Source organism: Pedobacter sp., from assembly GCF_039594775.1.
Lineage (GTDB): Bacteria > Bacteroidota > Bacteroidia > Sphingobacteriales > Sphingobacteriaceae > Pedobacter.
Genome location: NZ_JBCNMT010000002.1, coordinates 465447 through 478384, shown reverse-complemented (window position 1 = coordinate 478384; position 12938 = coordinate 465447). Strand labels below are relative to the sequence as shown.

Genomic DNA, 12938 nt, shown 5'->3' with positions numbered 1-12938 from the left:
TTAAATTTAGATAAACAACAACTAATCAGCTAATTGCCACAAACCAAATATACTAAAAATAGTAGTACGATTTATTACGGCTAACCGTAAACTCATTTGAAATCCAATCATTTCCTTCAATTAGGCATTCATTAAAAAATTATATATGAATGCAGTATGTTATCTAAGATTGAGTACTAAAGATCAATCTAAATCATTGGAGTATCAGGAGACCATTGTCCGTGATTATTGTAAACGGAATAAACTGAAGATTCTGGAAGTGTTTCGAGATAATGGAGAAAGCAGCTATACGTTTAAAAGAAATAGTTATTTGGCTCTAGAGGAATTCATTAAAAAACATAATAGAAAATGCCAATATCTTGTGGTACTCGACCACGACCGCTTTAGCAGAAACTTACCTGAAGCATTAATCAAAATTGATGAACTAGAAAGAAAGTATGATGTCAAGGTTATCTCGACCAATGAGCCAATTAACCTAGACACATCCGACTCGGATGTCTTTATGAAACGGGCCTTTGAATATTTGATAGCACATAGAGAGCTTCTTACCATAAAGAACAGAACTAGATTAGGTATCTTAAATGCGAAAGAAAAAGGTCGGTTTTTAGGTAAGGCACCATTTGGTTACACAAACATCAAAAAGCCATTAAACGACCAAACAATAGAAGTCAATAGCTTGCAAAGCTTCATCATAAAGAAAATATTTGCAGATTTTGAAGCAGGTGTTCCGCATAAGACAATACATAAAGAAGTATTTGGACTCGGATTTAAAAATAGAGGAAGTAACGCCATCAATGATATTTTAAGAAATCCCGTCTATGCGGGATTAATAAAAATCAAAGCTTCTAAAAACACGTCAGAAAAATATGTAAAAGCTCTCCACGAGCCTATAATATCAGAAACAGATTTTTGGCGTATACAAAAAGTATTGGATAGAAAGCCAAAAAGACAGACTAGAGCCAACGAGGAATTTCCTCTAAGAGGTGTTATAAAATGTCCTTGTGGTCGAAATCTTACTGCTGGATGGACAAAAGGAAATCGGAAATATTACTTGTATTATAAATGTGTTGATCATCCGAGCATAAATATTCCTGGAGAAACTATCCACATGAAATTTGAAGAATTATTAAAGAAAATTACACTGCAAAAACATCAAGTTGACTTACTGAACAGTTCACTATTAAGTTTATCGGATGAGCTATTAAAAGACGAAAAAAAGAGACAAAAAGAAAAATTAAGATTGCTTCGAAATCTACGAGAAAAGAATTTAAGGTTAGAGCAAAAATTCATAGCCGACCAAATTTCAGTTTCCTTTTATCATAAATGGATGGAAGAGTTTAAAATTGAAAAGAAACATATTGAGAGTTTGTTTAATAACTCGCAAATAGACAAAGCAAATATTGAAAATGTCGTGAATATATTTAAGTCTGGTAGATTCAATTTCTACAAACTATACAGAAGATCGGACATACTGCAAAAACAACTTTTGGTAAGGATGATATTTAAAGACTATTTGACATGGGATCAAGGAATATTTACTTCTAGTTATTTTAATGAGCTCCTACAATTCAATCTTAGAAAAGCAAGTATAAATACACTATTAATATTGCGACCCCCAAACAAAATAATAACGGCCCAAAATAGCAAAACAGAGCATCTAGGATTGAGAAGAGCATTAAGAAAATCAACGCAAAAAGAAATGGAGATTAAATCCATTATTAATGAAAAGTTCATCAAATCGATTACTCAAATCATAGCCGAAATTGAAAAAATCGGAGACAAAACTGGGAAAAATGTCCGTTTATGTTAAAACGAAAACGTTTATTTCTGTTGCTGACCATTAATATGTAAATATTTAGTACTGTAAGATTTCATATGAATGTCAGAAGATTATAAAAGAGGGCGCTAGTGCTTGCCCTAACGCCCCAATTATCTAGATTGTCACCAAATCGATATTTTGACGTAGTGTTTACTTCAAAAGTTTTCTTACTTGTTTTAGCACCTCGCTCACTGATGTGAGAAATAAGCTAGAAACAAATAACAAAACAACTGTTTTAATAAAAAACATAATTGTTATAAGTTTTAAAAATAAATAAAATCTTATCTCATTTTTTTGAATTATCTAGCCTGAAATGGATTGTTCCAATCAGAATGCAAAAATACTTAAACAATCTTGTTTATAGTAAAAACTGACCTACCAAAATGATAATAATCAATCAAAACAGAACAATAGAAAAACAACACCACTAAGAAGACAAACTCATAAACGAACGGAGATCAAATACCACAAAATGAAACTTTATCGAATCAACAAAACAAATTATGGGAGAAATTGTAAAAAGTGGAGACAAAAACTGAAAAAAATGTTCTAAGCTAATCTGCTCATGGTATAGAAGCTCGATTTATTTTAAAGAAAAACAGGCCAAATCTTAATGAATTGGTAGTCAAAATGATGCAAAAACAAGTAAAAAATATATCCAAAATCTGCGATTTTGAAGTGTTTGAGAATCAAAAAATTGCAAAATCAAATTCTATAAAAATACAGCAAAAAAAGCTTTAAAAAGAACGATTTTTAAAACACAAATAGCTAACAATCAGATTGTTAGCTATTAAAAAAGGGTACCCAGAAGCAGATTCGAACTGCCACGCCGTTGCCAGCGCCACCCCCTCAAGATGGTGCGTCTACCAATTTCGCCACCTGGGTATCTTAATGCTGCAAAGATATCATTTGCATTGAAAAAACCTGCGGGTTTGTAAAATTGTTTTTTGAAAGGTTATTTATGGAGAAGATGCGGAAACAAATCCAGCATGAACGTTTCTACAGTTCAATGGTCAAACCATCATAAGCAAGCTTAATGTGGCCTGGCAATTCCTTACTTACCTGCTCGTGTAATCCTAGGTTATGGCTAATGTGGGTAAAATAAGTCATTTCTGCTCCTATTTTATTGGCCATTTCAATAGCTTCAGAGAAAGTTAGATGAGAAATATGGCTTTCTTTCTGCAGGGCATTAAGCACTAAAACCTTGGTTCCCTTTATTTTTTCTAAGGATTCTTCACTAATGGTTTTGGCATCCGTGATGTAAGTAAAATCGCCTATTCTATAGCCTAAAATAGGCAACCTATAGTGTATTACCTCAAAAGGAATGATTGTACTTTCACCAATGTTAAATGGTTCGCCAGTAATGGAATGCAAATTGATTTGCGGCAGGCCATGATATTTAGTATCTGCGAAAATATATTGAAACTCTCTTCTTAAAGCTTCCTGCACTCGCTCAGTGGCATAAATATCTATCCGTTTTTTAAGGATGTAGTTATAGGGACGAATATCATCCAAACCTGCAATATGGTCTTTATGCTCATGCGTATAAAGAATAGCATCTAGGTCGTCTACCCCTGCCCGCAGCATTTGGTACCTGAAATCGGGGCCGCTGTCAATCACGATGCTTTTATCCGCCGTTTTTATCCAAACAGAAACCCTTAATCGCTTATCTTTTTTGTCGGCAGACTGGCATACCACACATTTACAACCAATTACTGGAATACCCTGTGATGTGCCCGTACCTAAAAAAGTAATCTTCAAAATAGTTGTTTTACGTAATTTTCGAAGATAATAAAAAAGGGCTTAAACTACTAGCCTAAACCCTTTTCGATGTATAATTAAATTCAATTATCTCAAATCAACCACTTCTACTCCTGGATATTTCTTTGCATCAAATGCAAAGGTAGTTTCAGGCACCTTAATATTAGGCGAAAACGTTTTCACATTGTAAGTATAAGTATTACCGTTTTTCTCGAAGATCACAATATTGGCAATCTGCTTAGCTGCTTTATCAATACTCAAACGTACTTTAAATACATTTTTCTTAATGTCTGTAGGTGATAAATCAATCATTTGATAAACCTTTGCACCTACTTTTTGCTCGCCAGTATAAATGTATTTGAAGCCTTTTTCGTAAATGGTGAATATTTTGGCAGGATTTAAAGCCTCACCACTAGGGTCTACATTGTTAATTTGTACTTCTTTATCGTTTTTCAAATAAGTCCATTGTACTTTACCATCACTGATCAACTCTTGGTTGGTCATGGCCACTTTGTATTTATTGGCATTAGCCTTTACATATAAAGTACCTTGCTGTGTTTCTTTAACCTTGGCCTGTTTGTTATCCAAAGTAAAGGTAAAATCAGTCTTTACGATATCATAAGAACGGTATTTCTTACTTACTTCTGCTAAAATTGCTTTCGCTTTTGGGTCTGTCTGTGCTGATGCTACCGAAGCAAAAACACCTAATGCTAAAAACGCTATGATTGCTCTCTTCATTTTATCTTAAATTCTAAATTCTTTTTTAACTATTGTTAAGGTTACTCAAGAATTGTTCCAAAGCGTACTCATCTGGAATTAAAACTTCTCTTGCCTTACTCCCTTCAAACGGGCCAACAACTCCTGCAGCTTCTAATTGATCGATGATTCTACCTGCCCTGTTATAGCCCAATTTCATTTTTCTTTGAATCAATGAAGTAGAGCCCTGTTGGTGCATGACGATTAATCTGGCCGCATCTTCAAATAACGGGTCTTTATCATCTGGATCAAATTCCTTAGATGAACCTTCCCCATTTTCATCAATATATTCGGGCAATAAGTAGGCATCTGGATAGCCACGCTGATTACCAATAAAGTCTGAAATTCTATCTACCTCAGGAGTGTCCACAAAAGCACACTGTAACCTGATTAAGTCACTACCGGTAGCTAAAAGCATATCACCTCTACCAATCAACTGGTCTGCACCGCCACTGTCCAAAATGGTACGCGAGTCAATTTTTGACAGCACCCTAAACGCCAATCTGGCAGGGAAATTAGCCTTAATGGTACCTGTTATTACATTTACCGATGGACGTTGCGTAGCCAATACCAAGTGAATACCAATAGCACGGGCTAACTGCGCCAAACGGGCAATTGGTGTTTCTACTTCTTTACCAGCTGTCATGATCAAATCGGCAAACTCATCAACTACCAAAACAATGTAAGGTAAAAAACGGTGACCATTATTTGGGTTAAGCTTGCGCTTGATGAATTTTTCGTTGTACTCTTTCAGATTCCTCACCATGGCATCTTTCAACAGATCATAACGTTGATCCATCTCAATACACAAGGAATTCAGAGTATGTACTACCTTTTTGGTATCGGTAATGATGGCATCTTCCCCTCCTGGTAATTTAGCCAAGAAATGTCTCTCAATTTTATTGAATAGCGTAAGCTCTACCTTTTTAGGGTCAACCAATACAAACTTCAGTTGCGAAGGGTGTTTTTTATAGAGCAACGATACCAAAATAGAGTTAATCCCTACTGATTTACCCTGCCCCGTAGCACCCGCTACCAACAAGTGAGGCATTTTGGCCAAATCGGCAATATAAACTTCGTTGCTAATGGTTTTACCCAAAGCAATAGGCAAATCCATATTTGACTGTTGGAACTTCTCCGTAGCCAATACGCTTCGCATGGCCACCATTTCTGGATGGGAGTTTGGCACCTCAATACCAATGGTTCCTTTACCTGGCATTGGTGCAATAATACGGATACCCAAAGCCGCCAAGCTTAGTGCAATATCATCCTCCAAGTTTTTAATCTTAGAAATACGCACACCCGGCGCTGGGATAATTTCGTAAAGGGTTACGGTTGGACCAATGGTAGCTTTAATTTTATCAATCTCAATATTGTAGTGATTTAAGGTCTCTACAATCTTGTTTTTATTGGCCTCCAACTCATCGGCATTTACTGAAATTTTATTGGTACCGTAATTCTCCAGTAAGTCTAAATGAGGGTACTTATAGTTAGACAAATCTAAGGTAGGATCATAAGCTCCAAATTGTTCTACCAATTCATCCGACTTCACTTCTTCCTCTGTTTTCTCAATAGTAAACGTAGGTTCCTCTGCCTTGCCTTCGACCTTTGGCGCCGGAGTAATTTCCATGGCTGGGCTAACAGGGCTTAGCGTTTCCACTACTGGCGCAGCTACCGTTGGGGTAAGCAATACATTGGTAGGTAAAGGGATGCCTGCATTATCATCTTCCTCAGTTTCTGGCTCTTTCCGATCAAACCTGCTTGGAGTTAAGGTAATGTTCTGATCTAGTTTTTGTTGATTTCTGTATCGATCATTCAAGCTAAACTCTACTGGCTCTGATTTGGTTTCATCTTCCAATTGGATATTTTCAGGCACTTCGGGATCAATAATTCTCCTTGGATTTGGCTCGGGCTTCTTTTCTGGCATCTTAAAGTCGATGTTATAAGCCACAATAAGTACTGATAGGCCCAAGAAAATTAATAAACCTGCCACACCAGTTCTACCAATCTGCACCTCTAATAGTTTATTGCTCCAATAACCAAACTCTCCCTCAAGGAAGTGTGGGGTTTTAGCAAAGAAAGAATGTCCAAAACCGAAAGCTAGTGATAAGAACAGCAAGAAAAAGAAACTATAGCCTAATACTTTCTCTATAGCAAATATTTTTACCTTGAAAAGCATGCGATAGCCAATCACAAAAAACACAAATACAAACAAGAAAGAGGCTACACCAAACCATTCATAAATAAACTGGTGTGATAACAAAGCTCCTATTTTGCCTAACCAGTTCTGTACAATAGGATCTTCAACGCCACTCTGCTTAAGTTCGTCGATGCTTTTAAACAGGTTGCTCCAACCTCCGTTGGCATCAATTACATAGCTCTGGTCCTCTTCCCAAGTAAAAATGTAAGAGGTAAAAGCTACCAGGAAATAAATAGAAAAGATGATGAACAACAAGCCAATAATTTTGACCAATCGTCCATCTTGGAGGTTAAATTTTGGAAGATATTCGGGCTTTATTCGGGGCTCTCTAGGGCCTGCTTTTTGCCCACCTTTACCTGATTCTGCATTTTGTTTAAAAGAATTGGATTTAAATGAATTTCCCCTTACCGACATCGTATCGTTTATAGTTTTAATGAACAAATATAAGAAACTGTTTATATTCTTTTACTTTCCCGCCTTTTAACTTGTTTGCTTAAAAATTGCAGTTAAGCTTTAAACCTTATTAAAGCTGTATAGTCTTAAACATGTTCAGCAATTAATTTATTGTATAGGTTTTTTATTTTAGTTTTATCCTGCATAGTAGCTAACTGTGCAGGATCTTTTGTTTTAAAAATGTTAATAAATTTTCGTTAATTTAACCTGTTGGCGAAAACTAATTTAAAAAATGGACATTACGCAACTCGAAACGCTTATAGAAAACAACCAATTGGAAGAAATTGTGGCTCTTTTGTCGCAAAAACCTAGCTTGGCAACCCAGCTGACATCACATCAGATTTCACCTATGCTATTGGCCTGTTACTATAAAAAAATGGACATTGCCAATGCCATTGTAGAATTTATGCCAGAGTTGAGCATTTTTGATGCTTGTGCTGTTGGCAAATTTGACGATGTGACGCTATTAGTCTTCAAAAATCCTAAGATTGTTAACGAGTATTCCGTAGATGGCTTTACCCCTCTTGGATTGGCCTGTTATTTTGGCCACGAAGAGATTGCCCGTTTCCTAGTGTTAAAGGGTGCTGAAGTAAACCTTCCAAGTAAGAACGGTTTTAATGTTTTCCCTATCCATTCTGCGGTGGCAAGCAATAATTATAATATTGCCAAAATGCTGTTGGATGCTGGAGCTTATCCTAATGTGTGCCAAAAATCGGGCGTTGCCCCTTTGCATAGTGCTGCTCAGTTGGGAAATATAGAAATGATCATTCTTTTACTAGAACATGGTGCCGAAGTTACCTTGAGGATGGAAGGTGGCAAACTGCCTGCCGACTTGGCTGCCGAGAAAGGCTTTAACGAAATAGCAGAGATTTTAAGAGACGACGACTAAGGGAGTTACGAGTTAAAGGTTGAAAGTTAAAAGTCCATTACTCAGTTAGGAATGAAATGGCTACTCCTATATCAATCGTAACTCGTCATTCTAAAATCGTAAATCAAATTATTCCCAAACCCTTAATCTAATACGCTTCATGTAGTTCCTGATATCCAAAACTACGGCAGCTAATACATAGAACAGGATAGGAAAACCTACGGCCAAAAATGAAGAATAGATAAAAAATAGACGTACTTTAGCAGTACTCATATTCAATTTGCTGGCCAAATAAGCCGAAACCCCAAAGCTGCGCTGTTCAAAGAAAGTAACGATACGCTGAAACATTTTATCTGATTTTATATTCTAATTTACAAAAATAATAGATAAGCGCTACATTTTAAATTCGAATTTTATAACGTAGCCTTTCAAGGTTTTAATATAAATATTCACTTTTAAAGCTCATTAATACAAAAACAGTCCGACAAAAGATTGTCGGACTGTTTACTATAATATAAGTATAACGAAATATTTAACTTAACGTGAGTTAGATAACCATAATTGCAAAATGAAAGATCTATGTGTCTATGTAGTTATATTTTCTCTTATATCAATACTTAATAATGAACCACATAGACACATAGGTAAATTCATGGTTATTAAATACCTATTTTTTAGCATTAAGCGTAAGGCCAATTTCAACATCTTTTGAAATCATCCAGTTTTCAGGACTGCCTTCTGTTTTATAATTGATTCCCCAAGCGCTTCTATCAATTACAAATTTAGCTGAGGCGGTAACCGAAGTTGCTGTAACTTGAACTTTTGCCGGAAAGGTTACGTTCAACGTTTTGTCTTTAAGGGTCAAGTTTCCACTGATCAAATAATTAGGATCAGCAATTAGGCTAGCTCCATCTGCTGTGGTATACGGCGCTACTTTGGTAATCACAAACTTAGCGGTTGGTGCTTTCTCTACGTCAAAGAAATCTACGCTTTTCAAGTGCCCTTCAAGATCTGTGGCTTTCTTTCCTTCTTCTGTTACTGATGCAGGATCAACTTGAAGGGATTTCATATCCACAATAAACTCACCGCCATTCACTGAATCTTTTTCTACCGAAATAGTTCCAGAATTAACTTTGATTTTACCCCAACGTGGTGCCAATCCTCCTTTGTGGGCACCTTTCCAATCTACTGAAGTAGTTGCGGTGTCAATAATGAAGTTTTCACCTTTTTGTTCGGCAGCAGTCTGCTCGGTTGTTGTTGCCGTGTTGTTCGACGAACCTCCACAAGAAGCCATTAAAAGAAGCGCAGGAAGCGCAAAAAGTAATTTTCTCATTTTTCTGTTTTTAATTTATTAAAGTTTATTTCAACCACAATGATGTGCACAAAGCTAAGTTGGTTCAAAGCCATAATTCTTGACCTATGTTAAGAATTTCAAATCAACTAATATTATCTTTTCAAAATCTTCAAACCAATACCACAATTTAAACATTTTTTCTGGTTGCAATAGTTTTTTCTCAATTGTAGCAACGCCTGTGTTTGATAGGCATTGCCTATCTCCACCCCCGCATTTTCATATTGGGAAACCACTTTATTTTTCTCTGCAGCAATACTTTCCAATAAATAGAAGGCCCTTGTTTGATAGTTAGCTTGTTGCCCATACTTCCCGTAAGCAAATAAAAATAAGCTCACCGTATTAATAAGTATATTATCAATGGATTGCTTACCCAATTGCAGATTCACATGTGCTGTTTCTTTATTGAAGTGATAATGAGTTTCCCAAAATTTGTTTACAGGCAAATCTTCGAACAACAACTTCAATTCTTTCACCTTTTTCACTTCTAACACTTTTGAGAACAAATGGTTTGATTTTACAATCAGAGCAGCAAATTGTGCCAGCCTAAGCGTGGGAAAATTTTGAGGCCGCATCCTAAGGAATTTCCAAAGTGCCACACCAATGTCCTGTAAACCATACTTTTTCTTTAAAAAGGCATACTCCTGTTTCAACAAATTAGGGTATTCCTCATCAAACTGTTGGTTTAAAAACCCTGCCTGACCAAAAACCAGGGCTTCAATTTGCAATGCTTGGTCTTTATGTTTAGCAAATAGTTGTTGTGGCAAGCTCTGGGCCAGCAATTGCATAGACACAGCATTTATCTTAAAACCAAAGCTTTTGGCCATAAAATGATAAAAGGTTTCGTCCCAATTACCATTAAGCTGCTCCAAACGTTCAAAAATTTCTTTGCATTTCTGTTCTAAACGTTCTACCAACACCCTAGGTAAAAAACCGCTGATCACAAAACCATCAATTCCACCAATCTGTTTTTCACAAGGAAAAGCATAAGTAGCGCCAATTAACGATTGATATCTTTGCAATAGCTGTTCGTTAATCCTACCTCTCAGAGAAAGCGTGGGCAATGTAGCACCATTAGCAGTTTGAACTTGCATATCATCATCCAATACCACATGTAAGATTACGTTGTTATAGGCAGCATCGTTTTGATGACCATGGACATACCAATCCGAAGACTTCAGATGAATTTCGACCTGCCCTACCCAAGTAGTTTGTCCAATAATAATTTTAGCATCCGTAAAATCTGGCCCAGCATGCTTATTGGCATAGCCACAATTTAAAATCTGTATGGACTGATGGTCATTAGTTTGCAGTTCTGTACTATCATAAAGCCTCAACTGCCATATTAAATGAATAAGTTCTTCAGGTATACGCATAACGAAAGTTAAGGAATAAATCCATCAACTCATTAACTTAAAACTTATTAGAATAACTATTTTACTTCGGTCTTTTTATAGTTGGTGATGAACACACCTAATATGATCAGCACCGTAGCAATAAGCAAATCGTAAGTAACTGTTTCATTAAGCACCAACCAACCTAAAAAGATAGCGATAATCGTATTGAAATAAGACAAAATGGAAACCTCGGTAGGGCTTACTCGTTTTAAGGCATAATTATAACAGAAGAAACCAACCACTGAGCCAAACACTCCCAAGTAGGCAATTGCGGCTAAACTTTGCCATGTCCATTGGCTAACATCCGTTGATGGAGAAACCACGGAAGCAATCATCAATTGGGCAATCGCAGCGTAGGCAAACTGATAAAACAAGTCTAAAAAGATGTTCTCACTTTTATGGGCATATTTTTTTGTATAAACAGTTCCCGCAGCCCAACCTAAAATGGCCATGGCCAAATAGGTAATACCCGTTTTATAGTTTGGATCAAGCAAATCGTTAAGTCCATCCCTAAAAATAAAAGCCACGCCGCTAAATCCAACCAACACACCTATAAAGCCTTTTAAACTTGCTTTTTGTAAGCCAAAAGCCACACTGCCTAAAAATACAATGATGGGTGAAAGAGCGGTAAGCAAAGAGGTTAATCCACTGGGGATACTCTCCTCTGCAACTGTGGTCATCCCATTAGCCACAATGATCATTAAACTTGCTACCAGAATCTGACGGCCCAAACTTTTCCAGCCTATCCATTTGAATTGGCCTTTAACAAGCAAAATAGTCAGCAATATGCCAGAAGCAACAACTTGCCTTAAACCTGCCACAAACCAAGCAGGAATAGTATGCACTGCAATACGGATACCCAAATAAGTAGTTCCCCAAACAATAGCAATGGCAAAAAGTGCTACAATAAGCTTTACATCTTTTTTTTGCTTCATATGAGCTTGGCAGCCGTTAAAATCTGCTCCATTTCTTGTTGAAGGGCCAAAGCTTCTTCTCTGGCCTTTTCGGCAAAATCTTCGCCGCTACTTGCGTAGATAATGTTACGGGCCGAATTTACTAACAAACCACATTGTTGGTTTAGGCCATGCTCGCAAACGGCACTTAAACTGCCACCCTGTGCGCCAACACCGGGTACCAATAAAAAGTTATCGGGTGCTAAACGACGAATATTTTGAAATTCCTCAGGTTTGGTTGCCCCTACTACATACATCATCTGTTCGCTGTTGGCCCATTGCGATGAGGTTGTAATTACCTGCTCATACAGTTTTTGGTTGTCGCTTTGTTTAGTTTGAAAATCTTTACTTCCCTCATTAGAAGTCAGCGCCAATAAAATCACCCATTTGTCTTTGTATGTTAAAAATGGAGATACTGAATCTTTACCCATATAAGGTGCTACGGTCACTGAATCAAAGCTCATTTCAGAGCTAGCTTCATTAAAAAAGGCTTCAGCATACATGGCTGAGGTATTGCCAATATCGCCACGCTTGGAATCGGCAATGGTAAACACATCTTTAGGAAAGTGCTGCCAGGTTTTCACCAAGGTGTTCCAGCCTTTAACGCCCCTAGTTTCGTAAAAAGCAGTATTGGGCTTATAGGCTACACACAAATCATGGGTAGCATCGATCAGCTGCTTGTTAAATTCAAGTATAGGGTCCTCATATTTTAGCAAATGTTTAGGCAGTTTGTCCATTACAGGATCTAGGCCTATACACAAGAATGATTTTTTACGTTGAATTTGTTCAAATAGCTGCTGCTTATTCATTTTTTAATGCGATTTTTTGATTGCTGCAAAGATGCTAATAATAGTTTTCAGTTCACAGTTTTCGATTGTCTATTTAGCGGAAACCTCGTAGGTTTTGAAAACCCATGAGGTTTGAACCGCATATGACTACTATTGCTCAGATTAAAGTATCATAAACCTGACCTGAGCGCCAGCCTGCTGTCGACAGAGAAATACTTTTTGTTATCACTTCCTTCTTTTCCTTGCCACGTTAAGCTGACCGAAGCGTTATTACAATGGAACAGTTCCTTCGACGGGCTCCGGGATGACGGGATTTACAAAGATTGAAGCATAAAGAGGAACTATGGAAACAATTAAAACAAAATGCACCTTTTCAACGTTTAAATTAGGAATGAAGCACCATTGATGAGGAGATTAGCGGTTAATGGGTTAAACTCATGAATAAAAGAATAGAGTGATAATGATTTTTTTTGAGAAATATCTTGCAGATTAAAATCCATTTTCCTACAATTGTGCCATAATTCCCAGAAAGTTTATCTGAACACCTTCCAAAAAAAATCCTAGCAAGAAAATTTCTTAAATCTTTTGAGCC

Annotated in this window: 10 protein-coding genes and 1 tRNA gene; 2 read left to right on the top strand and 9 right to left on the bottom strand. The window is 36.8% G+C overall.

Annotated features, from left to right (window positions below):
• The first annotated feature begins 145 nt into the window (after positions 1–145).
• A complete protein-coding gene (locus ABDV71_RS08155; protein WP_343531956.1) occupies positions 146–1810 on the top strand; it encodes a recombinase family protein in 1665 nt (554 codons plus the stop codon).
• A gap of 810 nt (positions 1811–2620) precedes the next feature.
• On the opposite strand, the gene ABDV71_RS08150 is transcribed toward ABDV71_RS08155, so the two are convergent.
• The 4 genes from ABDV71_RS08150 to ABDV71_RS08135 form a co-directional block, all read right to left on the bottom strand.
• Positions 2621–2704, bottom strand: a tRNA-Leu gene (locus tag ABDV71_RS08150).
• Between the two features lie 114 nt (positions 2705–2818).
• The gene (locus ABDV71_RS08145) at positions 2819–3580 is read right to left on the bottom strand and encodes an MBL fold metallo-hydrolase (protein ID WP_343531955.1); all 762 of its coding nucleotides are present in this window, start codon (positions 3578–3580) and stop codon (positions 2819–2821) included.
• 87 nt (positions 3581–3667) lie between these two features.
• Positions 3668–4318, bottom strand: coding sequence for an outer membrane lipoprotein carrier protein LolA (locus tag ABDV71_RS08140; protein WP_343531954.1), 651 nt, complete (start codon positions 4316–4318; stop codon positions 3668–3670).
• 25 nt (positions 4319–4343) lie between these two features.
• Complete coding sequence (locus ABDV71_RS08135; protein WP_343531953.1) at positions 4344–6950, bottom strand: DNA translocase FtsK 4TM domain-containing protein; 2607 nt, start codon at positions 6948–6950, stop codon at positions 4344–4346.
• Positions 6951–7221: 271 nt separating this feature from the next.
• Between ABDV71_RS08135 and ABDV71_RS08130 the strand changes: the two genes are divergently transcribed.
• A complete protein-coding gene (locus ABDV71_RS08130) occupies positions 7222–7878 on the top strand; it encodes an ankyrin repeat domain-containing protein (RefSeq protein WP_343531952.1) in 657 nt (218 codons plus the stop codon).
• Between the two features lie 108 nt (positions 7879–7986).
• Here ABDV71_RS08130 and ABDV71_RS08125 read toward each other — a convergent pair whose 3' ends face one another.
• The 5 genes from ABDV71_RS08125 to pyrF all read right to left on the bottom strand — a co-directional run bounded on the left by ABDV71_RS08125 (position 7987) and on the right by pyrF (position 12367).
• The gene (locus ABDV71_RS08125) at positions 7987–8205 is read right to left on the bottom strand and encodes a PspC family transcriptional regulator (protein WP_343531951.1); all 219 of its coding nucleotides are present in this window, start codon (positions 8203–8205) and stop codon (positions 7987–7989) included.
• A 319-nt stretch (positions 8206–8524) separates the two neighbouring features.
• The gene (locus ABDV71_RS08120; protein ID WP_343531950.1) at positions 8525–9190 is read right to left on the bottom strand and encodes a YceI family protein; all 666 of its coding nucleotides are present in this window, start codon (positions 9188–9190) and stop codon (positions 8525–8527) included.
• Positions 9191–9303: 113 nt separating this feature from the next.
• Entirely contained in the window at positions 9304–10584 is a 1281-nt protein-coding gene (locus ABDV71_RS08115; protein WP_343531949.1) for a DUF2851 family protein, read from the bottom strand.
• A 56-nt stretch (positions 10585–10640) separates the two neighbouring features.
• Positions 10641–11540 carry an EamA family transporter gene (locus tag ABDV71_RS08110; RefSeq protein ID WP_343531948.1) on the bottom strand — a complete coding sequence of 300 codons (900 nt, stop codon included), beginning with the start codon at positions 11538–11540 and terminating at the stop codon, positions 10641–10643.
• Positions 11537–12367 carry an orotidine-5'-phosphate decarboxylase gene (gene pyrF / locus ABDV71_RS08105; RefSeq protein ID WP_343531947.1) on the bottom strand — a complete coding sequence of 277 codons (831 nt, stop codon included), beginning with the start codon at positions 12365–12367 and terminating at the stop codon, positions 11537–11539. Before pyrF ends, ABDV71_RS08110 begins: the two co-directional genes overlap by 4 nt.
• Between the last annotated feature and the right edge of the window lie 571 nt (positions 12368–12938).